Origin of the sequence: Pseudomonas sp. DCB_AW (genome assembly GCF_026240895.1) — a bacterium.
Taxonomy (GTDB): domain Bacteria; phylum Pseudomonadota; class Gammaproteobacteria; order Pseudomonadales; family Pseudomonadaceae; genus Aquipseudomonas; species Aquipseudomonas kermanshahensis.
This window is the reverse complement of record NZ_JAPFCE010000006.1, coordinates 1-26,415: the sequence shown is the minus strand read 5'-3', so window position 1 is coordinate 26,415 and position 26,415 is coordinate 1. Positions and strand designations below refer to the sequence as shown.

Genomic DNA, 26,415 nt, shown 5'->3' with positions numbered 1-26,415 from the left:
CGCGGGAGGCACGCGCCTAGTTTAAGGCGATGCTGCGAGCGGTGCTAAACCCTCTGGGCATAACAGCTATTGACCCCTGCACCTGCAGGGGTCAGCACAATGCCACTTAGGACTTGCGTTGCAAGGTGTGGTAATTCAGCGCTTCGCGCGCTTGCTTGAGGGTGCGCCCTTCGCTGATCAACGCACGGATATCCGCTTCGACTGCTTCGATCTGACGGGCAACCTGGGCAACTTCTTGCGCCCGCGCACGCGGCACTACAACAACGCCGTTGGCATCGGCAACGATGATGTCACGGGAGCAGACACGCGCCTGGCCGATGGAAACCGGCTGGTTGACCGATTCGACCTGGACACGGTCTTTGCCTGTGCGCATGAAGCGCCCCTGGGTAAACAGCGGATAGCCATCGCCCAAGGCCTTGTTCACATCGCGGCAGACACCGTCGATCACCGTGCCAGCAATCTTCCGGGCCCCGGCATACTGGGTCATGATATCGCCCCACACGGTGCAGTCGGTGCGGCCATCATTGTCGATCACCACGATGTCGCCCTCAGCGACCTCTTCGATGAAATCACCAACGGTGCCCGGAGGCACGCTCGCCGACACGTACTTCACCGTGAACGCCGGCCCCACGACCACCTGCTTGTAGTTGTCGAGCGGCATCACACCAAAGCAATGGCCAGGCAGGCCGAGCTTGTCCAAGGCATCCGAGACGCCGGGCGTGTCCAGCCCTTCGAACAGTGCGACCAGCGCTTTATCTTCTGCGTGCATCATTAACTCCTTTCAAACAGACGGATTGATCACAACGGGTGACACCACAGGCCGTGAGGTCACGCCTTTTGGGTCTTCGGCACCGGCTCCAGAATCGTCAGCAACAGCACAAAGCTGGCGAACGAACCAATCGCAAGGTAAGAGAACACGTAGTTCCAGCCATAACTGTCAAGCAACAAGCCGGTCAAAAACGGCGTCGCCGCAGCCCCTAGCTGCCCGACCATGTTGACGATGGCGTTGGCGACGGGGAACGTCTGCTTGGTCGCCAGTGCCATTGGGTAAACCATGTACGAAGAGAACCCGAAGCTCAGCACGATGCCGGTCGCCATCAGCAACAGGCCATACGAGAACGGGTCGGCAGGCGAATGAATCAACAGGTACATCATCACCGAGGTACCCAGCGCTGATAGCAGCATCCCAGGCTTGCGCCGCCCGCCCAACCAACGGTCCGAGCAATAGCCGCCCAACAGGTTGCCCAGCACTGCCCCTACCCAAGGCGCAGCCGAGACCAGCCCCATATTCATCAACGAGAAGCCTTTGACGGTGATCAGGTAGGTGGGGATCCAGGACAACAATACGCTGGAAACACCCAGCTGGAAGCAGTACGCCAGCGCACTCCCCCAGATCAACCACGAACCGAAGACCTGGCGCTTGGTCTCCAGCGCCGCTACCTCGCGCCGCCGAATGAAGAAGTCCAGGCGCTCGAAGCCTCGCCCTGAGGTCGTCTGCACGGTGGGTTCAGTGCTGGCGACGTTGTCGCGCGGCGTTTCGTCAGTGATGTAATCAAGCTCCGCCTGATTGACGAAGCGGCTTTTCGAAGGGTGGTCGGCAATCAGAAAGTACCAGGCGATCGACAGCAAAATGCCCGGCACGGCGAAGAAAAAGAACACCTCGCGCCAGCCCCACACCGCGATGATCACGGCACACAGCGGCGGTACGATGACCGGGCCGAACTTGACCGCAGACAGAAAAATGCCTGAAGCAATGCCCTTTTCTCTCGGCGGAAACCAGTTGTTGATGGTGGTGGTCATGCTGATCGGCAGCGGCCCTTCGGCAAGGCCCAGGCCGAACCGATAGATTTTCAACGCCAGCAGTGAGCCTGCGGTACCCACCAACCCGGTCAGCACCGACGTCATGACCATGGCGGTCGGCAAGATCCGGCTCACGCCCAGGCGGCTGAAGGCCAAGCCTGCCGGGATTTGCGCCAAGGCATAAGCCAGCAGGAACAGGCTCATCAGCCCACCCGCTTCGGCGTTGCTCATCTCGAACTCTTTGCGAATAAAAGGCAACGCCACGCCGAGATTGGCGCGGTCGGCGGCAGCGATGGTGTAGATCGAGAAGATCATGCCAGCCACGATCCACCGGTAACTGCTGCGCCCTTTGGCATAGGCAACTTCAGCGATCGACATAGGTACATACCTTTGTTTTTGTAATTCGGCGGTAATCTAGGCGCCGCAAAGGTAGAAAAAAAGCGACAAATACTCACCACTTATCATCACTTTTAGTGGACAATCGCTTTCACTCACCTGCCTTGAAATCTCTTCGGGGCCGCTCTGAAACGGGCTTTTCACACCTGGAGCACGCGATGATCACGCTGAAGCAAATCGAGGCCATCTACTGGATTGTCGAGCTGGGCAGCTTTGAAGCGGCTGCCGCCAAACTCAACATGTCTCAATCGGCGATCTCCAAACGCGTGCAAGAACTCGAGGATGCCTTTGGCGTAGCCATCTTCGACCGCTCGAAACGCAGCGCCCGGCTGACCCAAAAAGGCCTGGAGCTGCATGGCTGCGCCGTTGAAATGTTGCGCCAGCGGGATAACCTGCTGGAGCGCATCAGCTCGAAAGAAACGCTGGTCCGACGCTTCAGGCTCGGCGTAACGGAACTCACGGCGCTCACGTGGTTGCCGAACCTGGTCGATCAGATTCACCAGACCTACCCCAAGGTCGATCTGGAACCCTCGATCGAGTTGAGCACCGACCTGTTGCGCCGGCTCGAGGCTGACGAGCTTGACCTGATCATCGTGCCTGACATCTTCCGCGATGCCCGCTTCATCAGTACCCCGCTCGCCTCTGTCGAAAACGCGTGGATGTGCTCACCCTCGCTGTACCCGAGTGACGCCCCCATGGACTTGCAATCGCTGTCGTCGTTTACGGTACTCACCCAGGGAGGCAGCTCAGGCACCGGAAAAACCTACGAACGCTGGCTGGCGGAACATGACGTGCGGCTGACCAAGACGCTCACCAGCAACTACCTGGTGGCACAAGTCGGGTTGGCGATTTCGGGTGTCGGGCTCAGCTACCTGCCCAGGCAATGCATGAGCTCGATGATCGAGCAGGGCCGTTTGAAGGTCGTACAAACCGACTTGCCACTGCCGCCGATCAGCTATGTCTGCGTGCACCGGGCTGACCGCTACCAAGGGCTCAGCAATGAAGTGGCGCGGTTGGCGCAACAGGCCTGCGACTTCACCCGGCTTATCATCGCCTGAGGCGATGTTTTTTAATCAATAAATATCGCTAAAAGTAACGGCAGTTCTCTCCTACCATCGACCCATACCCCACTGGGTCAAGCCATTCAGGAGATTGTCATGCTGTTACCCGGGTCTCGTATCCTGCCGTCGCCAACACTCGCCCCTGCGCATGTGATCGAATCGTTCCGATCGGTTGTCACGCCGCACATCAGCGACAACCTGGGTCGACACATTGGCGCGCGAGGGCTTACCCGCTACAACACCTCGGGCAAGCTGGTCGGCACTGCGCTGACCGTCAAAACGCGCCCCGGCGACAACCTGTTCATCTACAAGGCACTGACGCTGCTCGAACCCGGTCACGTACTGGTCATCGATGCCCAGGGTGACACCAACAATGCGGTCATCGGCGAGTTGATCAAGCTCTACGCAGAGCAGCGTGGCTGCGTCGGTTTCATCGTCGACGGGGCGATTCGCGACGTTGAAAGCTTCAAGGCCAGCCCTTGCTATGCACGGGCTGTCGTGCACTGCGGCCCTTACAAGAGCGGGCCGGGCGAAATCAACGTGCCGGTTTCGATTGGTGGCATGCTCGTCTCACCCGGTGACATCATCGTTGCTGACGAAGACGGCATCGTCGCCTTCCCCCAGAACGTGGCTGAACTCGTGCTAGGCAAAGCGCGCGAACACGAAGCTCACGAAGAGGCCGTCAAGGCAGAGATTGCCACGGGTGCACTGGACCAGTCGTGGCTCGATAAGGTGCTGGATAAAGCAGGCTTGTCGAACTGAGGTGAACTGATCGCCAGGGGCTGCTGCGCAGCCCTTCGCAGGCAAGCCAGCTCCTACAGGGGGAGCGCATTCCTTGAAATTAGCATAATCCTGTAGGAGCTGGCTTGCCTGCGAAGGGCCGCTGCGCGGCCCCTTTGGCCCTAACAGTCCTACCCCAACAACTGGCTCAACACCGCCCGCAACTTCCCCGGTTTGACGGGTTTGTTCAGCAGCGGCGCGCCAAGCTTCTGCAAGGCGCGCCGGCACTGATCGCTGCGGTCTGCGGTAATGATCACCGCTGGAATGGCGACGGCAAAATGCTCGCGCAAGTGCCTGACCACCTCGCAACCCACAACGCCGTGGTCCAGGTGATAATCCGCCAGGATCAGCTCCGGCGCCTGCCCCCGCAAGGCCAACAGGGCACCGGCCTGGTCGGTCGCAGTCACCACCTCACAGCCCCACTGCCCAAGCAGCGCGCCCATGCTTTCGAGGATGCTCACTTCGTTGTCCAACACCAGCAGCCGGCGGCCGGGTAACGGGTTTCCGGCGCTGGCTTGCGGCATCGCCGGGTGAGCAGGCAGCGGCACTTCTGTGCCGATCGGTACCTCGATGCTGAACATCGAGCCACGCCCCGGCCACGACCGTACCTGGACGCGGTAACCGAGAATCTTGGCGATCCGCTCGACGATAGCCAACCCCAGGCCCACGCCTTTGCGATCGGCAGCACGGCCGACGTCCAGTTGGTTGAACTCAAGGAAAACAGCCTCCAACCGATCTTCGGCAATGCCCCGCCCGGTGTCCCAGACCTCCAGGCGCAAGTGGCTGCCGCGACGCCTGGCCCCGAGCAAAATCTTGCCTTCGTCGGTGTAGCGGCAGGCGTTGCTGAGAAAATTGCGCAAAATCCGTGTCATCAGCCGCAGGTCGGTGTTGATGGCATAGTCGCCAATGTGCGCCCGCAGCTTCAGCCCTTCAGCGTCCACCACCGAACTGAACTCCGAGACCAGCGGGCCAAACAGTTCGTCGAGGCGGTACAAGGCCACGTCGGGCTTGACCGCCGCCTGATCGAGCCGGGAGATGTCCAACAGGTCGGTCAGCAGGTCTTCGGCGCCTTCCAGTGCCTGGTGGGTGCGCTCCACCAGCACCTGCTCCGCCTCCGGCAACTGCCGTTCGCGCAGGGTCGAGATCAGCAGGCGGGCGGCATTGAGCGGTTGCAGCAGGTCATGGCTGGCGGCAGCCAGGTATTTGTCCTTGCTGCGGTTGGCGGTTTCGGCGGCGTCGCGGGCATCGCGCAGGGCGCGGGCAATCGCTTTACGCTCGGTGATCTGCTGCTGCAGGTTGCGGTTGGCCTCGAGCAGTTCATCGGTCCGCGCGGCCACCCGTTGTTCGAGTTCGTCGTTGAGTTGCTGCAGGTGCTGCTGGGCCTGCTTACGTTCAGTGATGTCGGCGACAAAGCCTTCGACCAGCCCTTCGTGGCCAGGCTTTAGCAGCAGGTTCATCAGCACATCGAGGTGGCTGCCGTCGCGGCGCCGCAAGCGGGTTTCGTAGCCGTGCAGGCTGTGTTCGCGGGCGAGCGTTGCAGTGATCGCATGCAGCTCTTCGGCGCCGCCAACAAACAGGTTGGCGGCCAGGTCCGTCAGGGAAAACAGCACCGCCTGCGGGCTGTCGTAGCCAAGCATGCGCGCCAGCGCGGGGTTGGCGGCACGCATGCCTTCTTGCAGGCTGGCCTGGAAAATGCCGTGGACGGCATTTTCGAACAGCCATTTATAGCGGTTGCGTTCGGCCTCCAGCTCGTCCAGGCGGGCTGCCAGCTCGGGGTAATGGCTCTTGCGTGCCGAGTGGTCGCCCAGCCCCAGCAGCCCGGCGAGCGCCCGCTGCTGCTCGTCAGAGGGCCTCGCCATAAACGACCTCGACATCACGCTGGCTCGACTCGCGGGGGTTGGTGAGGATGCACGGGTCACCCATCGCATGTTGCGACAGGAACGGGATGTCGGACGTACGCACCCCATGCAGGCCCAGGGTTTCGTGGAAGCCGATCGCGTGCTTCAGGGCAATCAGGTGCTCCACCAGGCGCCCGCAGATCTGCCGGTGGTTAAGGCCGCGGCAGTCGATGCCGAACACCTCGGCAATCACCTTGAAACGCTCGGGTGCCGAGCTGTAGTTGAACGCCACCACGTGCTCCACCAACACTGCGTTGCACAAGCCATGGGGCAAGTCGAGGAAACCGCCCAGGCTGTGGGACATGGCGTGGACCGCACCCAGAATCGCATTGGAAAACGCCAGCCCGGCCTGCATGCTGCCCAGCATGATCTTCTCGCGCAGGGCGATATCGGTCGGGTTGGCGATCATCTGCACCAAATTGCCATTGATCAAGCGCATGGCTTCCAGCGCATGCGGGTCGGTCAACGGCCCGTGGCCGGTGGACACAAACGCCTCGATGGCATGCACCAGCGCATCGATGCCGGTGCAGGCAGACAGGAACGGGTCCATGCTCAGGGTGGTTTGCGGGTCGATCAGCGAGACGTCGGGCACCACCGCCTTGCTGACGATGGAGAACTTCATGCGCTCCTGCTGGTTGGAAATGATCACGAACTGCGACACGTCGGCCGAGGTGCCGGCCGTGGTGGGGATGAGGATCAGCGGCGGGCTGGGCACGCGGATCATGTCCACCCCTTCGAACTCGAGAATACTGCGCCCGTGGGCGACCACGATGCCGATCGCCTTGCCGCAATCCATCGGGCTGCCGCCGCCGACGGCGACGATCACGTCACAGTGGTTTTCCCGGTAGATCTCAGCGCCGAGCATGACCTCTTCGACCCGCGGGTTGGGCGAAACGGCCGTGTACAGGCAGTAGTCGATGCCTTGGGCCTGCAGGCTGGCCTCGACATCCGCCACCCAACCCGCAGCAATTACGCCGGGGTCGCTGACCACCAACACCTTGCGCGCACCGAAGGTTTTGGCGTAATTGGCGACGTTGTGCCGGCAGCCGGCACCAAAGATGATTTCAGGCGAAACGAACTTGCGAAGCGGGCTGAAACTCTGGCTCATTGGAAAGCCTGTTCTTATTGTTCTGGAAGGTAATCGCCAGCGTAAAGCATCCCGCAGCGAAAGCAACCAGACCAAAGCGGGGGCCCGGCTTAGCCACGAAAAATCAGCCGCGACGCTTGCTCGTTGCGCAGGGTCAGCTGCGCCATGCCCTGCCCTGCGGTCTGCGCTTGCTCCCGGGCCTTGAGGATCACCCCATGGTGCGGCGACTTGCTGCACACCGGGTCGGCGTTGGCGGCATCGCCGGTGAGCATGTACGCCTGGCAGCGGCAGCCGCCCAAGTCCTGGTGTTTTTCATCGCACGAGCGACAGGGCTCTTTCATCCAGTCATTGCCACGGTAGCGGTTGAAGCCAAAAGAATCGTTCCAGATGTGCTCGATGCTGTGCTCGCGCACGTTGGGGAAGGCCACCGGCAACTGGCGGGCGCTGTGGCACGGCAGCGCAGTGCCGTCTGGGGTGATATCGAGAAACAGGTTGGCCCAGCCGTTCATGCAGGACTTGGGGCGTTCTTCGTAGTAGTCCGGCGTGACGAAAATCAGCTTGCACGGATGCCCCTGGGCCTCCAGCCGCTGGCGATACGCTTGGGTAATGGCTTCGGCCCGCTGCAATTGCTCGCGGGTCGGCAGCAGGCCGGCACGGTTGAGTTCGGCCCAACCGTAGAACTGGCAGGTCGCCAGTTCCACGAAGTCCGCCTGCAACGCCAGGCACAGCTCGATGATGTCGGCAATCTGGTCGATATTGTGCCGATGGGTCACGAAGTTCAGCACCATCGGGTAACCCTGGGCCTTGACTGCCTTGGCCATCGCCAGCTTCTGGGCGAACGCCTTGCGCGAGCCGGCCAGCATGTTGTTGACCGCCTCATCTGCGGCCTGGAAGCTGATCTGGATGTGGTCGAGCCCGGCGACCTTGAAGTCGCGGACTTTCTGTTCGGTCAGGCCAATACCCGAGGTAATCAGGTTGGTGTAGTAGCCCATGTCCCGCGCGGCCTTGATCAGCTGCGCGAGGTCCTGACGCACCAGCGGTTCGCCGCCGGAAAAGCCCAGCTGCGCGGCGCCCATCGCCCGCGCTTCGCGGAACACGCGGATCCACTCGTCAGTGCTCAGCTCCTGGCCATGTTGGGCAAAGTCCAACGGGTTGGAACAATACGGGCACTGCAACGGGCAGCGGTACGTCAGCTCCGCCAGCAGCCACAGCGGCGGCCCCGGGCGCATGTCATTCGATCCAGTGCTTGCCACGGGCCACCTCCAGAAACGCCAGCACATCCTCATCCAGCCCCTGTGCATCGGGGAAGCGCTGCGCCAAGCCGTCAATGATCGCCGCCACGCACCGTTGGCCGTCCAACAGCTCCAGCACCCAACCGGCGCTGGCATTGAGCTTGATCATGCCCTCGGGGTACAGCAGCACATGGCAATCCTGGCGCGGCTCCCATTGCAGGCGGTAGCCGCGGCGCAACCCCAGCACCTGTTCGCCATCGATCAGTTTCACAGGGCGATCCCCCGATGCCAGACGTTTTCCTGGGTCACGCTGTGATAAGGCGGCCGCTCCAGCTCATACGCCATGCTCATGGCATCGAGCATGCTCCAGAGCACGTCGAGCTTGAATTGCAAAATCTCCAGCATCCGCTGCTGGCCGGCACGCGTGACGTAATACGCCAAGGTGATGCGCAGGCCATGTTCGACGTCGCGCCGCGCCTGGCCCAGGCGCGTGCGGAAGTAGTCGTAGCCGGCGGCATCGATCCACGGGTAGTGCTGGGGCCAGCTGTCCAGGCGCGACTGGTGGATCTGCGGCGCGAACAGTTCGGTCAGCGAACTGCTGGCTGCCTCCTGCCAGCCTGCGCGGCGGGCGAAATTGACGTAGGCGTCCACGGCAAATCGCACCCCAGGCAGGACCATCTCCTGGGAGAGGATGCGCTCACGCGTCAGCCCGACCGCCTCCCCCAGGCGCAACCAGGCTTCGATGCCGCCTTCGCTGCCCGGCGCGCCATCGTGGTCGAGCACCCGTTGCAACCATTGCCGGCGCACTTCGCGGTCCGGGCAGTTGGCGAGGATTGCCGCGTCCTTGAGCGGGATGTTGACCTGGTAGTAGAAGCGGTTGGCAACCCAGCCCTGAATCTGCTCACGGGTCGCACGCCCGGCATACATCGCCTGATGAAAGGGGTGGTGGATATGGTAATAGGCGCCCTTGGCACGCAAGGCCGCTTCGAATTCAGGGGGTGTCATGGGGGTGTCGGTCATTGCGGTTCTCCAGGGCGCGCGGTGCCAGCCCTTACAGCGTGATAGACAAGCCGTCGTACGCCACTTCAATCCCCCGCCGATCCAGCAAGGCCCGTTCGGCCGAGTCTTCATCGAGGATCGGGTTGGTGTTGTTGATGTGGATGAGGATCTTGCGCTGGCGGCTGAAGCCCTCCAGCACGTCGAGCATGCCACCCGGGCCACTCTGCGCCAGGTGGCCCATTTCGCTGCCCAGGCTTTGGCCGACTTCGCACACCCGCATCTCGTCGTCGCGCCACAGCGTGCCGTCCAGCAGCAGGCAGTCGGCATGGCGCATCCAGCTCGCCACTTCGGCATCGACCTGCCCCAGGCCCGGCGCATAGAACACCGAGGCACCACTGCGCCGGTCCTCGATGAGCAGGCCAATGGTGTCGCCCGATTGCGGGTTGCCGCGGTTGGGCGAATACGGCGGCGCGTTGCTCAGCAACGGGACCGCGCGAAATTGCAGGTTTGGGCAGGCAGCGATGCGAAACGGTTCGCGGTCCAGGCCGATGCATTGCCACTGCAAGCCACCGTTCCAGTGCTTGAGCAGGGTAAACAGCGGGAAACCGCTACTCAGGTCTTCATGCACCCGCTCGGTGCACCACACCGTGTGCGGGCAGCCTTCGCGCAGGCTGAGCAGGCCCGTGCAATGGTCAATCTGGCTGTCCAGCAGCACCACCGCGCCAATTGCCGTGTCGCGCAGGCGGCGCGCCGGTTGCAAAGCGGGGAAGCTTTCGAGCTGGGCGCGGATGTCGGGTGAAGCGTTGCACAGGATCCACTGCTCGCCATCGTCGCTCACCGCGATCGAAGACTGCGTGCGCCGCTGCGCCCTCAGGCTGCCATTACGCACACCGGCGCATTGGCGACAGTTGCAGTTCCACTGCGGAAAACCTCCGCCAGCGGCGGAGCCGAGAACACGAATGTGCATGGACAACGATCCCCAAAGAAGGAACGGCCATCGCTACGATGGCCGCAGAGCCATCAACGATTGGCGAAATACATCGTCACTTCGAAGCCAATGCGCAGGTCGGTAAAGGCGGGTTTAGTCCACATGGGGCGGTCCTCTTCTTGTGCCGGGCAATTCCGGTAGAGGCATTAATGCACGGGGGGCGGCGGGGCCGAATGCTACTTTGGAACGAGCTTGCGGGGTGCGTTGGTAGGGGGGTGTCTAGTTCTGTACCGGCCTACTCACGGGCAAACTGCTCCCGCCTGGATCAGTGTGGATCTTGTAGGAGCTGGCTTGCCTGCGAAGGGCTGCAAAGCAGCCCCCGAGGCCATCCAAGGCTTAGAAAAAGCCCAGCGGATTGATGTCATAGCTCACCAGCAGGTTCTTGGTCTGCTGGTAGTGGTCGAGCATCATCTTGTGGGTCTCGCGGCCCACGCCGGATTTCTTGTAACCGCCAAACGCCGCATGCGCCGGGTACAGGTGGTAGCAGTTGGTCCACACGCGGCCAGCCTTGATCGCCCGACCCATGCGGTAGGCGCAGTTGATGTCACGGGTCCACAGGCCTGCGCCCAGGCCGAACTCGCTGTCGTTGGCGATGGCCAGCGCTTCGGCTTCGTCCTTGAAGGTGGTCACGCCCACCACCGGGCCGAAGATCTCTTCCTGGAACACGCGCATCTTGTTGTGGCCCTTGAGCAGGGTCGGCTGAATGTAGTACCCGGTCGACAGGTCACCGTCGAGCCGCTCGGCAGCGCCGCCGGTGAGCAACTGCGCGCCCTCCTCCTTGGCAATCTCCAGGTAGGAGAGGATTTTGTCGTATTGCTGCTCGGAGGCCTGGGCACCCACCATGGTGTCGGTGTCCAGCGGGTTGCCACGGGTGATCTTGGCGATCTTCTTCATCACCTCGGCCATGAACGGCTCGTAGATCGATTCCTGGATCAACGCCCGCGACGGGCAGGTGCACACCTCGCCCTGGTTGAAGAACGCCAGCACCAGGCCTTCGGCGGCCTTTTCGATGAACGCAGGCTCGGCCTGCATGATGTCTTCGAAGAAGATGTTCGGCGATTTGCCGCCCAGCTCGACGGTAGACGGGATGATGTTCTCGGCCGCGCATTTCATGATGTGCGAGCCCACCGGGGTGGAGCCAGTAAAGGCGATCTTGGCGATGCGCTTGCTGGTGGCCAGGGCCTCACCGGCTTCACGGCCAAAGCCCTGGACAATGTTCAACACACCTGCTGGCAGCAGGTCGGCGATCAGCTCGGCGAAAATCGTGATCGACAACGGGGTCTGTTCAGCGGGTTTGAGCACCACGCAGTTACCGGCGGCCAGGGCCGGGGCGAGCTTCCAGGCGGCCATCAGCAGCGGGAAGTTCCACGGGATGATCTGCCCGACCACACCCAGGGGTTCGTGGAAATGGTAGGCCGTGGTCAGCGCGTTGATCTCTGCCGCCCCACCTTCCTGGGCACGGATGCAGCCGGCAAAGTAACGGAAGTGGTCCGCCGCCAGCGGCACGTCGGCATTGAGGGTTTCGCGCACGGCCTTGCCGTTGTCCCAGCTTTCGCTGACGGCCAGCACTTCCAGGTTTTGCTCGATGCGGTCGGCGATCTTCAGCAGCACCAGGGCGCGGTCTTGCACCGAGGTTTTGCCCCAGGCGTCGGCAGCGGCATGCGCGGCGTCCAGGGCGTGGTCGATGTCCGCAGCGGTGGAGCGCGGGAATTCGGCAATCGGCTGGCCATTGACCGGCGAGCTGTTGGTGAAGTACTGGCCACCGGACGGCGGCACGAACTCGCCGCCGATGAAATTGCCGTAGCGGGGTTTGAACGACACGATGGCGCCTGGGGTTCCGGGTTGTGCGTAGATCATGCTGAGCCTCTGCGGGTCGATGCCTGTCCAACGACAGGCGATGGACCGATGGTAAAAAGCCCCGCGTGCCAGACGTATGCATCGTTGGCAGCGGAGCTCTCGTCATTTGGTAGTAGGGCCGCAAGCGGCCCGGTGTCAGCTTTGCGGCTTGGCGCTGGGTGTTGGCGCCTCGGCACTGGCCGCTTGCTGCAGCTGTTTAGGCAACTTGAAGGTCCAGAGCATGCCGCCCTGGTTGAAGTCCTTCACCCGCTTGGCCACTTCGCCGCCCCACAGCGGCACGGCGCCGCCCCAGCCGGACAGCACCGAGACGTACTGCTCGCCGTCCATTTCCCAGGTCACCGGCGAGCCCAGTACGCCGGAGCCCGTCTGGAACTCCCAGACTTTCTCGCCGGTCTTGGCGTTGAACGCCTGCAGGAAACCTTCCGGCGTGCCGGTGAACACCAGGTTGCCTTTGGTGGTCAGCACCCCGCCCCACAATGGCGCGAAGTTCTTGTGGCGCCACACTTCCTTGCCGCTGACGGGGTCGATGGCGCGCAGCACGCCGATGTAGTCTTCGTTGAGCGGTTTGATGGTGAAACCGGCCCCGAGGAACGCCGCGCCCTTCTTGTAGGCGATCCCTTCGTTCCAGATGTCCATGCCCCATTCGTTGGACGGCACGTAGAACAGCCCGGTGTCCCTGTTGTAGGCCATGGGCATCCAGTTCTTGGCGCCGAGGAAAGCCGGTGCGACAAACACGGAACTGCCCTTGGCCTCAGTGCCCGGTGCCCCTGGCCGGCTGGCCTCGTTGTAGATCGGGCGGCCATTCTTGTCCAGGCCGGTTGCCCAGGTGATCTTGTCGACGAAGGGGAAGCCGCGGATGAATTTGCCGTTGGTGCGGTCCAGCACGTAGAAGAAGCCGTTGCGGTCAGCGGTTGCGGCAGCCTTGACCTCCTTGCCGCCGTCCTTGTAGTTGAACGAGATCAGCTCGTTGACGCCGTCGAAATCCCAGCCGTCATGGGGCGTGCTCTGGAAGTGCCATTTGATGGTGCCGTCGTCCGGGTTCAAGGCCAGGCGCGAAGAGGAATACAGGTTGTCGCCTGGGCGCAGGTGGGAGTTCCACGGCGCCGGGTTGCCGGTGCCGAACAGCAACAGGTTGGTTTCAGGGTCGTAGTAACCGCCCAGCCACGGCGCTGCACCACCGGTCTTCCACAGGTCGCCGGGCCAGGTCTTGCCCGCCTCGCCGCCCGAGATACCGTTCTCGATGGCCTTGCCGTCTTTGTAGACGTAGCCCATGTGCCCTTCCACGGTCGGGCGCATCCACAGCAGCTCGCCGTTTTCCGGGTTGTACGCCTGGATCTTGCCCACCACGCCGAACTCGCCCCCGGCCACACCGGTGATCAGCTTGCCGTTGACGATCATCGGCGCGGCGCTGATGGAATAGCCTTCCTTGTGGTCGGCGACCTTCTTGCTCCAGACCACCTTACCGGTGTCTTTGTTCAGGGCCACCAGCTTGGCATCCAGGGTGCCGAAGAACACCAGGTCGCCGTACAGCGCCACGCCGCGGTTGATCACGTCACAGCAAGGGCGAATGTCATCTGGCAGGCGTGCATCGTATTGCCAGAGCTTTTTGCCGGTACGGGCGTCGACGGCGAACACCCGCGAGTAGGAGCCGGTCATGTACATCACGCCGTCCTTGATCAGCGGCTGGGCCTGCTGGCCGCGCTGCTTTTCACCGCCGAACGAAAAGGCCCAGACTGGCCGCAGTTCCTTGACGTTGCCGACATTGAGCAGGTCCAGCGGGCTGTAGCGCTGGCCCTGGACCCCCAGGCCATTGGTCACGATCTGCTGCGGGTTTTTCGGGTCCTGGAGGATTTCTTCATCGCTGACAGCGGCCTGTGCCGCGCCGGACAGCAGCATGGCGCTGAGCACCAGGCTCACGGCGAACAAGGGACGACGTGGGGATCGGGTCATGACGGCTACCTTTGGTTTTTTTGTTGTGCCCGGGAAATTTTCCCGGTGTGCCGAGAATTCTTGTGCCCGACCTGCTTGCCAACAATTGCCCGCAATGTGGAGTTTTCTAGTTCCTTGGTACAGGGCTTTCATAGAACAGCGCATAGCTTGTTGAGGTAGCAGGGACTCTGTGGGAGCGGGCTTGCCCCGCGAACACCGGCAAAGCCGGTGCCAAGCACCGCGTAGCCCCATTCGCGGGACAAGCCCGCTCCCACAGCCTGTAGGCTGCTTCTTCGGGTCAGAGAGGCGGCTTGCCGTCGATACGCTGCAACCGCAAACGCTCATACCGCGGGTACAGGTGACTGACGCTGCGAATCAACTCATAACGGGTCAGGCTGATACCGGCAAACCGCTCAGGGATCGGGCTGCGGATCATCTCGACCATGTCATCCCCACGCGCTGCCCCCTCGCGCATCAAGCCATCCAGCCAGCCCAGGTAATCACGCATCTGCGCAAAAGGCTTAGCATCGCTGGCCACCGGCCCATGCCCCGGCACGAGCTGCTTCCAGGGCAAGGCCTGCAAGGTGTCCAGGTCCTTGAGCCAAACGTCCAGCCCTGGGCTGTTGGGGGTGGTCAGGGCGCGTTCGTAAAACACCAAATCGCCGGCAAACAGCACGCCAGTCTTCTCATCGAGAATCGCCAGGTCCGCACCGGTATGCCCGCCCAGCGCCAACAGCCGCAACCGGTGCCCCCCCACCTCATGCACACCCGGTTCCAGCACCCGGGTCGGCAGCACCACCTCGGTGCCGCGCATCCAGTCACCGACCAGGCGGTACATGTTCTCGGCCATCGCCTCGCCCTGCTGGCGCAACAGGTCGCCTGTGCCAGCCAGGGCACCGATGGGCACGTCGGTAAAGGCCTGGTTGCCCAGCACATGGTCGGGGTGATGGTGGGTCAGCAGCACTTCGACCACCGGCTTGTCGGTGGTCGCGGCAATAGCCTGGCGCAGGGCCTCGCCGTAACGCTTGGACGGCCCGCTGTCGATCACCACCACGCCGCTGTCGGTGACGATGAACGCGGTATTGACGATATTGCCGCCATTGGCCTTGGCGAAATTGTCGGTGCTGCCCTCCAGCAGCCAAGTGCCTTCCGCGATTTGCCGGGGCGTGAGTCGATAGTCCAGGTCCGCCCAGGCCGGTAGGCCCAGGCACAGCAACAACAGCAGCATCCAACGCATGACAGGCGCCTCTGATCAGGGGGTGAAGGCAAGCAACGCGCTCACGGCACCGCCGCTTCGAACTGGTTACCGCTGTTGTCCCGCAACAGCAGCCGGGTAAGCCCGGGGCCCTGGATATCGAACCCCAGGTTGGGGTTCTCGCTGACTGCCGGATACAGCGCGAGGCTGGCCAGGCGCTGGCCATCCGCGCCTTGCAATTCGGCATGTTCGAGGAAGAACTCAGGGATGCCGCTGACCAGGCCGTTGTCCATCGGGTGGGACACCTGCAGGCGCAAGCGGCTGCCATCACCGCGCGGGTAGCGCCCGCCCAGCACCTCACCGACATGCTCCTCCCAGCCAGGCTGGGTGCGCACCACGCTGGGCGCGGTACAACCACCGCCAGCTGCATCGATCAGGGTCGAACCGACATGCCACACGCCGTCACGCGTCAGCACCGCAGCGCGCAGCGGCGTGGCTTGTTCGATGCGGATGCGGATCGACAGCCACGGCAGCACACGTTCGCCAGGCTCGAAGTCGACAATACGCGGCAGGGGGTTGAGTTCGGCCCAGGCGAGAATCCGTACCACGTCACCCGCGAATGCGCGGGCGTCGATCTCCAGCGGCACTTGCCGGGCGTCCTCGGCAAAGGGCGGCGCCAGCAGCTTGACCCGCTCATCGAAAACGAACGGCGCTTGCCCCAGCAGTTGCTTGTGGTAGAAATCCCACATCACCGAGGGCACCGGGTCGGTCTTGCTGCTCGGTTCACCGGCCTGGGCTGCCCAAGGCATCCAGCAGGCCAGCAGTAATGTCGCCCGCCAGTTCATTGGTACATCTCCGGGACCTCGTAGCGCAGGCCGTAGGTGGCGTACAGCGCCTTCAGCCGGCCATCGCGGATCATCGCCTCGAGGGCTTCCTCCACCGCATAGGCCAACTGCCGGTTGCTTTCATGCACTGCCATGCCGATGTCCCATGCCTGCTTGCCCAGGTTCGGGTAGGCGTTTTCCGCCAGGGCCAGTTGCGGGTCGGCGGCCTGATGCAACTGCCAGTCAACCTCGCCGCGCATCGCCATCACCGCGTCCACGTGGCCGGCCTGTAGCGCGCCGAACGCCTGTTGCACGCTGGGGTAATGGTGGGTGTTGGCGCTGAGCATGCCGTTGAACACCGAGGTCAGGTAGAACGACGGCACACTGTCCACCTCGACCCCGATGGGGTGCTGCTGGAACACCGCGACACTGGCCACCGAGGGCAGGCGGCGGCGGTCATAGGCCACCTGCCAGCGCTCCTCCTGATAGGGCCCGAACATCACCACCTGGGCGTTTTCCAGCTCGCCCAGCTCGTTGCGCTTCTGCGCGTAGGCGTGGTCGTAGGGCACCCGCATCATCAGGTCGGCCAACTGCTGGTGGCGCAGCGGGCTGCCGCGCCAGATGTAGTCGCGCAGGTCGTCGTCGAGCTTTTCCCCTGGCGGCGCCCAGATCAATTGCAGGTGCACCCCCAAGGCCGTGGCCAGCGCTTGCGCCAGCTCCACATCGACGCCACGCGGCTGGCCGTGGTCCTCGAAGCTGTAGGGCGCGAAATCCTTGTACACCGCCACCTTCAATTCACCGGCAGCGATGATCGCGTCGTAGTTGCGCACCTGAGCCTGCACTGCCGCACAGCACAGCAGCAGGCCACTCAACAGCACGGCCGACAGACGCATGGCGATCACTCCTCGACGTGCACGCTGTCCAGGTAGGTGCGTACCGCCCACAGGGCTTCCTGGCTCAGGTAATCGGCCATCTTCGGCATGTACACCCGCCCGTCACGCACCGCGCCGTGGCGCACCCGCTCGACGAACCACTCATCCCCGGCCTCGCCCACATCGAGCAGGCGCAAATCCGGGGCGATACCGCCAGACTTGGCTTCCAGGCCATGGCAAGCGGCGCAGTTCTGGTTGTAGGCCGAGGCGCCGATTTCCACGGCTTTGTCGTGCTCTGGGGAGGTGCGGTAAGGGTTGACCGCGGCCCAGCCGTCGCCGTCCAGGCTTACCCCAGCGTCTTTGATCGGGGTCAGGCCCTGGGTTTCCACCGCCTGGGGCACCACATTGCCATGAGCCCACACCGTGCCCGTCAGCAAAGCACCGGCCAGCAGGCCTGTAGCGAGCAAGACGTTGCGTTTTTTTGTCATTGTTATGCCCTCAAGATTGCACGCAAGGCCTCAACCACAGAGGCCGTGCCGCCATCTTAGAAACAGCCCGCGCGTGGCCGTATGCTGCTTTGGTGGCCGGGCCTTACTCCCTTGGTAGTAGGGCTTGTGGCGAAGGGCCAAATGAGGTGCCGCCCGGGAACTATTCCCGGCAAGGGCGGGACTTTTTCCGTATCCCCAGCCGCCGTCCCGCCGCCACCCTGTGCAGGCCAAAACCTCCACAGGGAACTGCAACCATGACAATAAGATCGCTACCCGCCCTTTCCCCTCTGGCCCTCAGCGTGCGGGCCCTGCTGCTGGCCGGTAGCCTTGCCCTCTGCACGGCGGCCACCGCAGCCACCGCCCCCGCGGCACCTGCCAGCAAGAACGTGACCTGGGAAGACATCGCCAACGACCACCTGACTACCCAGGACGTGCTGCAATACGGCATGGGCACCAATGCCCAGCGCTGGAGCCCACTGGCCCAGGTCAACGACCAGAACGTGTTCAAGCTGACCCCGGCCTGGTCCTATTCTTTCGGCGACGAAAAACAGCGCGGCCAGGAATCCCAGGCCATCGTCAGCGATGGCGTGGTCTACGTCACCGGCTCCTACTCGCGGGTATTTGCCCTCGATGCCAAGACCGGCAAACGCCTGTGGACCTACAACCACCGCCTGCCAGACAACATTCGCCCGTGCTGCGACGTGGTCAACCGCGGGGCGGCCATCTTCGGCGACAAGATCTACTTCGGCACCCTCGACGCCCGCCTCATCGCCCTCGACAAGCGCACCGGCAAGGTGGTGTGGAACAAGAAGTTCGGCGACCACAGCGCCGGCTACACCATGACCGGCGCCCCAGTGCTGATCAAAGACAAGACCAGCGGCAAGGTGTTGCTGATCCACGGCAGCTCCGGCGATGAGTTCGGTGTGGTCGGCCAGTTGTTCGCCCGCGACCCGGACACCGGTGAAGAAGTGTGGATGCGGCCCTTCGTCGAAGGCCACATGGGCCGCCTGAACGGCAAGGACAGCACCCCGACCGGCGATGTCAAGGCGCCGTCCTGGCCAGACGACCCGACCACCGAGACCGGCAAGGTCGAGGCCTGGAGCCACGGCGGGGGCGCACCCTGGCAGAGCGCCAGCTTCGACCCCGAGAGCAACACCATCATCGTCGGTGCTGGCAACCCTGGCCCTTGGAACACCTGGGCGCGCACGTCCAAGGACGGCAACCCCCACGACTACGACAGCCTCTACACCTCGGGCCAGGTCGGCGTCGACCCCAGCACCGGCGAGGTGAAGTGGTTCTACCAGCACACGCCGAACGATGCCTGGGACTTCTCCGGCAACAACGAGCTGGTGCTGTTCGATTACAAAGACAAGGACGGCAAGGTGGTCAAGGCCACCGGCCACGCCGACCGCAACGGCTTCTTCTACGTGGTGGACCGCAACAACGGCAAATTGCAGAACGCCTTCCCCTTCGTCGACAACATCACCTGGGCCAGCCATATCGACCTCAAGACCGGGCGCCCGGTGGAAAACCCCGGCCAGCGGCCAGCCAAGCCGCTGCCGGGTGAAACCAAGGGCAAGCCGGTGGAAGTTTCGCCGCCGTTCCTGGGTGGCAAGAACTGGAACCCCATGGCCTACAGCCAGGACACCGGCCTGTTCTACATCCCCGGCAACCAGTGGAAGGAGGAGTACTGGACCGAAGAAGTGAACTACAAGAAGGGCTCGGCCTACCTGGGCATGGGCTTTCGCATCAAGCGTATGTATGACGACCACGTCGGCACCTTGCGCGCCATGGACCCGGCCACCGGCAAGCTGGTCTGGGAGCACAAAGAGCACCTGCCACTGTGGGCCGGCGTACTGGCGACCAAGGGCAACCTGGTGTTCACCGGCACTGGCGACGGCTTCTTCAAGGCCTTCGACGCCAAGACGGGCAAGGAGCTGTGGAAGTTCCAGACCGGCAGCGGCATCGTCTCGCCACCCATCACCTGGGAACAGGACGGCGAGCAGTACATCGGCGTGACCGTGGGCTATGGCGGCGCGGTGCCGCTGTGGGGCGGCGACATGGCCGAACTGACCAAGCCGGTGGCCCAGGGCGGCTCGTTCTGGGTGTTCAAGATCCCAAGCTGGGACAACAAGACCGCGCAGCGGTGATCGCCTGCGGGGAGCGCCCAGCGCCCTCCCCGCACCTGCCCTCCTTTCACCGAGAGTCTTCGCTCATGAATTACCTGCCCTTTGCCCTGCTGTTGCTCCTTGCCCCTGCCCTGGCCGTGAATGCCGACGACGACAACGATGCCCCCTTGACCGTCAACGGCTGCGTAATTGCCGAAGGCAGCCAGTGCCCGGGCGCCAATTTGCGTGGCGCCAACCTGACCAACCAGGACCTGCGCAAGATGAACCTGGCCGGCGCTGACCTGCGCGATGCCGACCTGCGCCATGCCCGCCTGGACCTGGCCAACCTGGAAAAGGCCCGCTTGCAGGGCGCCAACCTGACCCGCGCCAGCCTGCAGCAAAGCAACCTGCGGTTGGCAGACCTGAGCCATAGCACGCTGATTGCCATCCAAGGCTGGGGGCTGTTTGCCCAGGGGGCGCAGTTCGAGAAGGCCGACCTCAGTGCGGCGTACCTGCAGTTCGCCAGGCTTTCCGGGGCGAACATGCACCAGGCCAACCTGCGGGCGGCGGACCTGGAGATGGCCTGGCTGAGCAAGACAGACCTGCAAGGGGCCAACCTCGGCGATGCCAACCTTCAGGAAGCCAAGTTTGGCCAGAGCAACTTGGCGCAAGCCGACCTGCGCGGTGCGCGGCAGCATTATGGGAATTTTCAGGAGGCCAACATGGAAGGGTGCAAGGGATGCCCTGAAACCTGGGACAAGTGAGCGCAGCCCGTCTGCAGCGACTCGGTCACCTGTGGGAGCGGGCTTGCCCGCGAAGAAGGCGACTCGGTGCCTGGCACCGGCTTCGCCGGTGTTCGCGGGCAAGCCCGCTCCCACAGGGGCCCTGCTAAATCCATGAGTCATGTGTTTGTCCGAGGCCCGGACAACCACCACAAAACCTCACCCCGCCACCCGCACCACCCCCAGATCAATCCCCAGATGCACCAGCTCAGCATGGGAACTCACCTGCAACTTGCTCTTGAGCAAGGTCAGGTGATTGGAAACGGTCTTGGCACTGATGCACAGCTGTTCGGCAATCACCCGCACCGGGGTGCCCTTGGCCAGCATCACGAAAATCTCCAACTCGCGCTGGGTCATGCGCTGCAAGCGCGGGTCGCTGGCGTTCTGTTGCGGTGTGCAGGCCAGCTGTGTGGCTAAAGGCTGCTCGATATAGGCATGCCCGGCCAACACCCGGTGCACCGCCTCGATCAACACCTGGGGCGCCGAATTCTTGGTCAGGTAGCCCGAAGCCCCCGCCTCCAGGGCCTGGCGCACCAGGGGCAGCTCATCATGCATGCTGAAAAACAGCACCCGCAGTTGCGGCAGGCGCTGACGCAGCCGGCGGGTGGTCTCCAGGCCGCTGATGCCGGGCAGGCCGAAGTCCATGATCACCAGGTTCGGTACTTGCTCCTGAACCCGCACCAGCGCCTCTTCGCCGCTGGCGGCCTCGCGCACTTCCATCGCCGGCAGCACCGCCCGCAACAGGCTGGCATAACCCTGGCGCACCACGGCGTGGTCATCCACCAATACGATATTCATCAGGCCTCCATGGGAATGTTCAGGGCCAACGCCCAGCCGGCACCCGGGCGACTCAGGATGCGTAATTCGCCGCCCAGGCTGCGCGCGCGCTCGGCCATCGAATGCAGGCCTACGCCGGGACGCTGGGGCTGGCTCGCGCCGCAGCCGTTGTCACGCACCAACAGGCGCAAGCCCTTGGCGCTGCGTTGCAGGCGCACCCGCACCTGGCTGGCGCCGGCATGCCGGGCAACGTTGGTCAACGCCTCCTGCAGCAGGCGATACAAATGCGTTCGGCTGGGCCCAGGCAGCACCGGCAGGCGCTCACCGACCCGCAAACGGCAATCGATGCCCTGGCTGGCCTGCCATTGGCTCACCAGCACACCAAAGGCTTCGGCCAATGGCACGTGTTGCAACGCCACCGGATACAAGTCGTGTACCAAGGCACGAAAGCCCTGCTGCAGGCGTTCGCAATTAAGCTCCAGGGCTTGCGCGGTCTGCTCCACCACCGTCGGCTCGCCTGCCACCAGGCGCAGCAGGCAGACCTGGGCGCGGATACCCGCCAGGTACTGCCCGAGGTCATCGTGCAGGGCCTGCGCCAGGTGAGTGCGTTCCTGTTCCTGTACTGCCAACAGGGTTTGGGTGAGCTGGGCATTGTCAGCCCGGGTCTGCTCCAGGGTCGCGGTCATGCGGTTGAAGTGCGCCGCCAACTGGCGTGCCTCTGGCAGGCCGGATTCGCGCAGGCGAGTGGTCAACTGCCCACCCGAGACCTGGCGCAACGCACGCAGCAGTTCATCCAGCAGGCCCATGCCGCGCCGCACCGCCCAGCGGATGGTCAACAGGCTCACGAGCAAGGCCAGGCCACACAAGCCCAGCAACTGCTGCAGGGAATCCCGGACTTCGTCGATTTCATCCCGCGCATCCACGGCGATGAGTACCCGGCGCCCCTCGCTCAAGTCCAGCAAGCGGGTGCTGTGGCGGCGATCACCGAACAGCTGGCGCCCCAGCCAGGCATCCAGGCCGGCCTCCCGCGGCATCTGCGCGGTTTCGCCCGCCGCCAGCCAGTGCACCCGCACGTGGCGCAGGCTCTGAGTCAGCCGCGGTTGCAGGCTCGCCGGGTCGCGTTCGGCCGTGTCGGCGAGGTACGCCACCACAGCTTCGGCAGACTGCAATTCGCGCTCGACATCGGCCACCGCCTGGTGCAGCAGCAACCCGCCACAGGCCAAGGTGACCAAGGCGAAAAAGAACGTGACCCACAGGTTGATCCGCCACGGGGCCGACAGGTTGATGAGGCGCATTGGGCAGTTTTCCTCCGGGTGAACGCGGCCAGGGCTGCGACCCATCGTAAAACCGAGGCCTTAGCGGTGATTTACTACCTTGGTACTGGCCGAGCGCTACTTTCTGCATATTTCCCCCTCCCGGCCGGCTTCCTATGCTGGCGCCATCTGCCGTGGAGTGCGTTTATGCGCCAGCCTGCCCCTCTTGCCCTGACCTGCCTGCTGGCCCTGGCCACGGCGCTGTGTTCGGCCTTCGCATCGGCCGCCCCGCCAGAGCAGCAATTGCAGGTGCGCATCGGCTACCTGGGCTATCGCCCCGACCCCGGCCCGCTGCTGTCCAACATCATCCCCGAGCCCGCCGACGCGGGGCTGCAGGGCGCCGAGCTGGCGATTGTCGACAGCAACAGCACGGGGCGTTTTCTCAAGCAGGCGTTCACCCTTGCCAGCACCCAACTAGACAGCCCCGAGGCCCTGTTGCAAGCCGCCAAGGCCCAGCATGACCAAGGCCTGCGGCTGTTCGTGGTGAACGCGCCGGCCGCCAGCCTGCGCGCACTGTCTGCCGCCCTGCCCGACAGCCTGCTGTTCAACGCCGGCAGCCCCGACGACAGCCTGCGCAGCAGCCAGTGCCTGGGCAATGTGCTGCATAGCCTGCCCAGCCGCGCCATGCTGGCCGATGCCCTGGCGCAGTTTCTGGTACTGCGCAAATGGCAGCGGGCGTTGCTTGTCGTCGGCCAGACCGAAGATGACCAGGCCTACGCCGCAGCCCTGCGCCGGGCGGTGAAGCGCTTCGGCGTGCAGCTGGTGGCGGAAAAAACCTGGCGCTTCGACAACGACCAGCGCCGCAGCGCCCAAGCCGACATGCCACTGTTCACCCAAACCGCCGAGTACGACGTGGTGCTGGTGGCCGACGAACGCGGCGACTTCGGCGAATACCTGCCCTACCAGACCTGGTACCCCCGCCCCGTGGCCGGCACCCAGGGCCTGACCCCCACCGGCTGGCACAAGACCGTGGAAACCTTTGGCGCGGCGCAGTTGCAAAAACGCTTCGAAGCCCAGGCCGGACGCTGGATGAACGACCGCGACTTCGCCGCCTGGATGGCCGTGCGCAGCATCGCCAGCGCCGTCAGCAAACTGCGCCAGGCCGAGCCACGCGCCCTGCAGCAACTGCTGCTCAGCGACCAGCTGCCGCTGGATGGCTTCAAGGGCCGCAAGCTCAGCTACCGCCCATGGAACGGCGAACTGCGCCAACCCATCCCGCTGGTTCAGCCCCGCGCGCTGGTCAGCACTTCGCCCCAGGAGGGCTTCCTGCACCCCTTCAACGAAATGGACAGCTTGGGCTTCGACAAGCCCGAAGTGACCTGCGGCTACCCCTGAAACCGATAATCACAAAAAAAGGATTCCGCCATGCGTCGCCCCCTTTGCTACCGGCCTGTGCTTTTCCCCACCCTGCTGGCCGGCGCGCTGGCGCTTGCCACCGGGCACGCCAGCGCCGCCACCGCCTGGGTCTCGAACGAGAAGGACAACAGCCTTAGCCTGATCGACCTGCAAAGCCTGGAAGTTACCGAGACCCTGCCCGTGGGCCAGCGCCCACGTGGCCTGCTGCTGTCCCACGACAACAAGCGGCTGTACATCTGCGCCAGCGATTCGGACCGGGTGCAGGTGATGGACGTTGCCACCCGCAAGATCATCAAGGAACTGCCCTCCGGCAAGGACCCCGAGCAGTTCGCCCTGCACCCCAATGACCGCTGGCTGTATGTGTCAAACGAAGACGACGCACTGGTAACGGTGATCGACACCGAAACCGACAAAGTGCTCGGGCAGATCAACGTCGGCATCGAGCCCGAGGGCATGGCGGTAAGCCCCGATGGCAAGTGGGCGGTCAATACCAGCGAAACCACCAACATGCTGCACTGGATCGACACCAGCACCCAGACCCTGGCCGACAGCACCCTGGTGGATCAACGGCCGCGCTTCGTCGAGTTCAACCAGGATGGCTCGCGGCTCTGGGCCTCGGCGGAAATCGGCGGCACGGTGACCATTCTCGACGTGGCCACGCGCCAGGTGCTGAAAACCCTGAACTTCCAGATCAAGGGCGTGCACCCGGACAAAGTCCAGCCGGTGGGCATCAAGCTCAGCGCCGATGGCCAGTACGCGTTCGTCGCCCTGGGCCCGGCCAACCATGTGGCGGTGATCGATGCCAAGACTTACGAGGTGCTGGACTACCTGCTGGTTGGGCGGCGGGTCTGGCAGCTGGCGTTCACCCCAGACCAAAGCCAATTGCTGGCCACCAACGGGGTCAGCGGCGACGTCTCGGTGATCGATACCAAAACCCTCAAGGTGCTCAAGTCGGTAAAGGTCGGGCGCTACCCCTGGGGCGTGGTGGTCACGCCATGAATACCCTCGACGTCAGTGACGTGAGTTTCGCCTACGGCCAGCGCGAGGCGCTCAAGCACGTGGGGTTCAGTGTGGCGCCTGGGGGTTTTGCTGCGTTGCTGGGCCCCAATGGCGCCGGCAAGTCGACCTTGATCGCACTGCTCACCCGGCTTTACGACGTGCAACAGGGCGACATCCGCGTCTGCGGCTGCTCGTTGCGCAACGCGGCGCGCCCGGCGTTGCGACAACTGGGCGTGGTGTTTCAGCAAAGCACCCTGGACCTGGACCTGAGCGTCGAACAGAACCTGCGCTACCACGCCTCGTTGCATGGCCTGTCGCGGCGCCAGGGCAACCTGCGGGTCGAGGCCGAACTGGCCCGCCAGGGCCTCGACGAGCGCCGGCGCGAGCCCGTTCGTGCGCTGAATATCGGGCACCGGCGCCGGGTGGAAATTGCCCGCGCCCTGCTCCACGAACCGCGCTTGCTGTTGCTCGACGAAGCCAGCGTCGGCCTCGACCCGGCCAGCCGCCTGGCGCTCAACCAGCACCTTCGGCACCTGTGCCGCGAGCAGGGGCTGAGTGTGCTCTGGACCACCCACCTGCTGGATGAGGTGCAGCCCAGTGATGACCTGCTGATCCTGCACCAGGGGCGCCTGGTGGCCAGTGGCACCGCTGATGCCCTGAGCCAAGCGCACGGCGGCGACCTCGACAACGCCTTCGCGCGCCTGACCCGCGCGCCCGGCCCCACCCCAGGAGTGAAGGCCTGATGAACGCCTACTGGCAATGTTTCAACGGCATCCTGCTGCGCGAATGCCTGCGGTTCGTGTTGCAGCGCACGCGGTTTCTCAGCGCCCTGGTACGCCCTCTGCTGTGGTTGCTGGTGTTTGCCGCCGGGTTTCGTGCGGCCCTGGGCATAGCAATCATCGAGCCCTACGACACCTACATCCCCTACGAGGTGTACATCATCCCCGGCCTTGCCTGCATGATTCTGCTGTTCAACGGCATGCAGGGCTCGCTGTCGATGGTCTATGACCGCGAGATGGGCAGTATGCGCGTGCTGCTGACCAGCCCCTTGCCGCGCGCGTTTCTGCTCGGCAGCAAGCTGCTGGCGACCTCGTTGATTTCCCTGCTACAGGTTTATGCGTTTCTCGCCATCGCCTGGCTGTATGGCGTGCAGCCCCCAGCTGCGGGGTTGTTGCTGGCGCTGCCGGCCTTGTTGCTGGTGGCCCTGATGCTCAGCGCCCTGGGGCTGTTGCTGTCGAATGCGATTCGCCAGTTGGAAAACTTTGCCGGGGTGATGAATTTCGTGATCTTCCCGTTGTTTTTCCTGTCCTCGGCGCTGTACCCGCTGTGGAAGATGCGCGAGGCCAGCCAGTGGCTGTATTGGCTGTGCGCCCTGAACCCCTTCACTCACGCCGTGGAACTGGTGCGCTTTGCCCTGTACGAACGCTTCAATCCGCTGGCGCTGACGGTCTGCCTGGGCCTGACCGTGCTGTTCACCCTGCTCGCGATACTGACCTTCAACCCCCAGCACGCAGCGCTGCGCAAGCCGCGCTGACCCCTCATGCCTTGCGAAAATCCCTGTAGGAGCAGCCTTGTGCTGCGAAGAGGCCAGTGACAACACAGAGAATCTTCGCTGCTGTTGCCGGCCTCTTCGCAGCACAAGGCTGCTCCTACCGGTCCGTGCTGAGTGAAGGA

General features: G+C 63.7%; 25 protein-coding genes. 8 read left to right on the top strand and 17 right to left on the bottom strand.

The genetic code is table 11. The features are described 5' to 3' along the window. Positions 1-106 precede the first annotated feature (106 nt). Both OO306_RS06125 and OO306_RS06120 read right to left on the bottom strand, forming a co-directional pair. Positions 107-769, bottom strand: coding sequence for an RraA family protein (locus OO306_RS06125; protein ID WP_265968057.1), 663 nt, complete (start codon positions 767-769; stop codon positions 107-109). Between the two features lie 59 nt (positions 770-828). Further along, complete coding sequence (locus OO306_RS06120; protein ID WP_238214785.1) at positions 829-2,178, bottom strand: MFS transporter; 1,350 nt, start codon at positions 2,176-2,178, stop codon at positions 829-831. Positions 2,179-2,354: 176 nt separating this feature from the next. On the opposite strand from OO306_RS06120, the gene OO306_RS06115 reads away from it, so the two are divergent. Continuing rightward, entirely contained in the window at positions 2,355-3,254 is a 900-nt protein-coding gene (locus tag OO306_RS06115) for a LysR family transcriptional regulator (protein ID WP_265968056.1), read from the top strand. A gap of 99 nt (positions 3,255-3,353) precedes the next feature. After that, positions 3,354-4,019: an RraA family protein gene (locus tag OO306_RS06110; protein ID WP_265968055.1), complete on the top strand. Its 666-nt coding sequence runs from the start codon at positions 3,354-3,356 to the stop codon at positions 4,017-4,019. Positions 4,020-4,168: 149 nt separating this feature from the next. Here OO306_RS06110 and OO306_RS06105 read toward each other — a convergent pair whose 3' ends face one another. From OO306_RS06105 to pedF, 13 genes are all read right to left on the bottom strand, one after another. After that, entirely contained in the window at positions 4,169-5,896 is a 1,728-nt protein-coding gene (locus tag OO306_RS06105; protein WP_265968054.1) for a NahK/ErcS family hybrid sensor histidine kinase/response regulator, read from the bottom strand. Then, entirely contained in the window at positions 5,880-7,043 is a 1,164-nt protein-coding gene (gene ercA / locus OO306_RS06100; protein ID WP_238214776.1) for an alcohol dehydrogenase-like regulatory protein ErcA, read from the bottom strand. Before ercA ends, OO306_RS06105 begins: the two co-directional genes overlap by 17 nt. 89 nt (positions 7,044-7,132) lie before the next feature. Further along, positions 7,133-8,275 (bottom strand): pyrroloquinoline quinone biosynthesis protein PqqE, encoded by a 1,143-nt coding sequence (pqqE, locus tag OO306_RS06095; protein ID WP_265968052.1) that lies wholly within the window; start codon positions 8,273-8,275, stop codon positions 7,133-7,135. Continuing rightward, entirely contained in the window at positions 8,253-8,525 is a 273-nt protein-coding gene (gene pqqD, locus OO306_RS06090; protein ID WP_099429600.1) for a pyrroloquinoline quinone biosynthesis peptide chaperone PqqD, read from the bottom strand. Before pqqD ends, pqqE begins: the two co-directional genes overlap by 23 nt. Continuing rightward, complete coding sequence (gene pqqC, locus OO306_RS06085) at positions 8,522-9,274, bottom strand: pyrroloquinoline-quinone synthase PqqC (RefSeq protein WP_027596451.1); 753 nt, start codon at positions 9,272-9,274, stop codon at positions 8,522-8,524. The genes pqqD and pqqC overlap by 4 nt, the downstream gene beginning before the upstream one ends. Before the next feature lie 31 nt (positions 9,275-9,305). Then, on the bottom strand, positions 9,306-10,220 hold the full coding sequence (gene pqqB, locus OO306_RS06080) for a pyrroloquinoline quinone biosynthesis protein PqqB (protein ID WP_265968049.1): 915 nt from the start codon (positions 10,218-10,220) through the stop codon (positions 9,306-9,308). Between the two features lie 53 nt (positions 10,221-10,273). Continuing rightward, positions 10,274-10,345, bottom strand: coding sequence for a pyrroloquinoline quinone precursor peptide PqqA (gene pqqA / locus OO306_RS06075; RefSeq protein WP_003253598.1), 72 nt, complete (start codon positions 10,343-10,345; stop codon positions 10,274-10,276). 232 nt (positions 10,346-10,577) lie between these two features. Next, entirely contained in the window at positions 10,578-12,098 is a 1,521-nt protein-coding gene (locus OO306_RS06070; protein ID WP_265968048.1) for an aldehyde dehydrogenase family protein, read from the bottom strand. Between the two features lie 135 nt (positions 12,099-12,233). Beyond that, the gene (gene pedH / locus OO306_RS06065; RefSeq protein WP_265968047.1) at positions 12,234-14,048 is read right to left on the bottom strand and encodes a PQQ-dependent alcohol dehydrogenase PedH; all 1,815 of its coding nucleotides are present in this window, start codon (positions 14,046-14,048) and stop codon (positions 12,234-12,236) included. Between the two features lie 277 nt (positions 14,049-14,325). Then, entirely contained in the window at positions 14,326-15,264 is a 939-nt protein-coding gene (locus OO306_RS06060) for a quinoprotein relay system zinc metallohydrolase 1 (protein ID WP_099429604.1), read from the bottom strand. Positions 15,265-15,305: 41 nt separating this feature from the next. Further along, entirely contained in the window at positions 15,306-16,067 is a 762-nt protein-coding gene (locus OO306_RS06055; protein WP_027596446.1) for a quinoprotein dehydrogenase-associated SoxYZ-like carrier, read from the bottom strand. Beyond that, a complete protein-coding gene (locus OO306_RS06050; RefSeq protein WP_265968046.1) occupies positions 16,064-16,939 on the bottom strand; it encodes an ABC transporter substrate-binding protein in 876 nt (291 codons plus the stop codon). Before OO306_RS06050 ends, OO306_RS06055 begins: the two co-directional genes overlap by 4 nt. Before the next feature lie 5 nt (positions 16,940-16,944). Continuing rightward, complete coding sequence (pedF, locus tag OO306_RS06045) at positions 16,945-17,406, bottom strand: cytochrome c-550 PedF (protein ID WP_027596444.1); 462 nt, start codon at positions 17,404-17,406, stop codon at positions 16,945-16,947. Between the two features lie 254 nt (positions 17,407-17,660). Between pedF and exaA the strand changes: the two genes are divergently transcribed. Then, on the top strand, positions 17,661-19,556 hold the full coding sequence (gene exaA, locus OO306_RS06040) for a quinoprotein ethanol dehydrogenase (protein ID WP_033694345.1): 1,896 nt from the start codon (positions 17,661-17,663) through the stop codon (positions 19,554-19,556). A 65-nt stretch (positions 19,557-19,621) separates the two neighbouring features. Then, positions 19,622-20,278, top strand: a complete 657-nt coding sequence (locus OO306_RS06035; protein WP_265968045.1) for a pentapeptide repeat-containing protein — start codon at positions 19,622-19,624, stop codon at positions 20,276-20,278. Positions 20,279-20,455: 177 nt separating this feature from the next. On the opposite strand, the gene OO306_RS06030 is transcribed toward OO306_RS06035, so the two are convergent. Both OO306_RS06030 and OO306_RS06025 read right to left on the bottom strand, forming a co-directional pair. Continuing rightward, entirely contained in the window at positions 20,456-21,094 is a 639-nt protein-coding gene (locus OO306_RS06030) for a response regulator transcription factor (protein WP_027596441.1), read from the bottom strand. Continuing rightward, positions 21,094-22,368: a HAMP domain-containing sensor histidine kinase gene (locus OO306_RS06025; protein ID WP_265968044.1), complete on the bottom strand. Its 1,275-nt coding sequence runs from the start codon at positions 22,366-22,368 to the stop codon at positions 21,094-21,096. The genes OO306_RS06030 and OO306_RS06025 overlap by 1 nt, the downstream gene beginning before the upstream one ends. Positions 22,369-22,533: 165 nt before the next feature. Here OO306_RS06025 and OO306_RS06020 point away from each other — a divergent pair, with 165 nt between their 5' ends. Genes OO306_RS06020 through OO306_RS06005 form a run of 4 tightly spaced genes read left to right on the top strand, consistent with a single transcriptional unit; the run spans position 22,534 to position 26,275 of the window. Further along, positions 22,534-23,721 (top strand): ABC transporter substrate-binding protein, encoded by a 1,188-nt coding sequence (locus OO306_RS06020; protein ID WP_099429609.1) that lies wholly within the window; start codon positions 22,534-22,536, stop codon positions 23,719-23,721. Between the two features lie 30 nt (positions 23,722-23,751). Continuing rightward, entirely contained in the window at positions 23,752-24,741 is a 990-nt protein-coding gene (locus OO306_RS06015) for a YVTN family beta-propeller repeat protein (protein WP_099453848.1), read from the top strand. Continuing rightward, complete coding sequence (locus OO306_RS06010) at positions 24,738-25,484, top strand: ABC transporter ATP-binding protein (protein WP_265968043.1); 747 nt, start codon at positions 24,738-24,740, stop codon at positions 25,482-25,484. Before OO306_RS06015 ends, OO306_RS06010 begins: the two co-directional genes overlap by 4 nt. Continuing rightward, entirely contained in the window at positions 25,484-26,275 is a 792-nt protein-coding gene (locus OO306_RS06005; protein ID WP_265968042.1) for an ABC transporter permease, read from the top strand. Before OO306_RS06010 ends, OO306_RS06005 begins: the two co-directional genes overlap by 1 nt. Positions 26,276-26,415 lie beyond the last annotated feature (140 nt).

What these genes read in the sequence shown, in the direction of transcription:
- OO306_RS06125 (WP_265968057.1), bottom strand. Translation starts at nt 769, where the DNA reads ATGCACGCAGAAGATAAAGCGCTGGTCGCACTGTTCGAAGGGCTGGAC.
- OO306_RS06120 (WP_238214785.1), bottom strand. Translation starts at nt 2,178, where the DNA reads ATGTCGATCGCTGAAGTTGCCTATGCCAAAGGGCGCAGCAGTTACCGG.
- OO306_RS06115 (WP_265968056.1), top strand. Translation starts at nt 2,355, where the DNA reads ATGATCACGCTGAAGCAAATCGAGGCCATCTACTGGATTGTCGAGCTG.
- OO306_RS06110 (WP_265968055.1), top strand. Translation starts at nt 3,354, where the DNA reads ATGCTGTTACCCGGGTCTCGTATCCTGCCGTCGCCAACACTCGCCCCT.
- OO306_RS06105 (WP_265968054.1), bottom strand. Translation starts at nt 5,896, where the DNA reads ATGGCGAGGCCCTCTGACGAGCAGCAGCGGGCGCTCGCCGGGCTGCTG.
- ercA (WP_238214776.1), bottom strand. Translation starts at nt 7,043, where the DNA reads ATGAGCCAGAGTTTCAGCCCGCTTCGCAAGTTCGTTTCGCCTGAAATC.
- pqqC (WP_027596451.1), bottom strand. Translation starts at nt 9,274, where the DNA reads ATGACCGACACCCCCATGACACCCCCTGAATTCGAAGCGGCCTTGCGT.
- pqqB (WP_265968049.1), bottom strand. Translation starts at nt 10,220, where the DNA reads ATGCACATTCGTGTTCTCGGCTCCGCCGCTGGCGGAGGTTTTCCGCAG.
- OO306_RS06070 (WP_265968048.1), bottom strand. Translation starts at nt 12,098, where the DNA reads ATGATCTACGCACAACCCGGAACCCCAGGCGCCATCGTGTCGTTCAAA.
- pedH (WP_265968047.1), bottom strand. Translation starts at nt 14,048, where the DNA reads ATGACCCGATCCCCACGTCGTCCCTTGTTCGCCGTGAGCCTGGTGCTC.
- OO306_RS06060 (WP_099429604.1), bottom strand. Translation starts at nt 15,264, where the DNA reads ATGCGTTGGATGCTGCTGTTGTTGCTGTGCCTGGGCCTACCGGCCTGG.
- OO306_RS06055 (WP_027596446.1), bottom strand. Translation starts at nt 16,067, where the DNA reads ATGAACTGGCGGGCGACATTACTGCTGGCCTGCTGGATGCCTTGGGCA.
- OO306_RS06050 (WP_265968046.1), bottom strand. Translation starts at nt 16,939, where the DNA reads ATGCGTCTGTCGGCCGTGCTGTTGAGTGGCCTGCTGCTGTGCTGTGCG.
- pedF (WP_027596444.1), bottom strand. Translation starts at nt 17,406, where the DNA reads ATGACAAAAAAACGCAACGTCTTGCTCGCTACAGGCCTGCTGGCCGGT.
- exaA (WP_033694345.1), top strand. Translation starts at nt 17,661, where the DNA reads ATGACAATAAGATCGCTACCCGCCCTTTCCCCTCTGGCCCTCAGCGTG.
- OO306_RS06035 (WP_265968045.1), top strand. Translation starts at nt 19,622, where the DNA reads ATGAATTACCTGCCCTTTGCCCTGCTGTTGCTCCTTGCCCCTGCCCTG.
- OO306_RS06030 (WP_027596441.1), bottom strand. Translation starts at nt 21,094, where the DNA reads ATGAATATCGTATTGGTGGATGACCACGCCGTGGTGCGCCAGGGTTAT.
- OO306_RS06025 (WP_265968044.1), bottom strand. Translation starts at nt 22,368, where the DNA reads ATGCGCCTCATCAACCTGTCGGCCCCGTGGCGGATCAACCTGTGGGTC.
- OO306_RS06020 (WP_099429609.1), top strand. Translation starts at nt 22,534, where the DNA reads ATGCGCCAGCCTGCCCCTCTTGCCCTGACCTGCCTGCTGGCCCTGGCC.
- OO306_RS06015 (WP_099453848.1), top strand. Translation starts at nt 23,752, where the DNA reads ATGCGTCGCCCCCTTTGCTACCGGCCTGTGCTTTTCCCCACCCTGCTG.
- OO306_RS06010 (WP_265968043.1), top strand. Translation starts at nt 24,738, where the DNA reads ATGAATACCCTCGACGTCAGTGACGTGAGTTTCGCCTACGGCCAGCGC.
- OO306_RS06005 (WP_265968042.1), top strand. Translation starts at nt 25,484, where the DNA reads ATGAACGCCTACTGGCAATGTTTCAACGGCATCCTGCTGCGCGAATGC.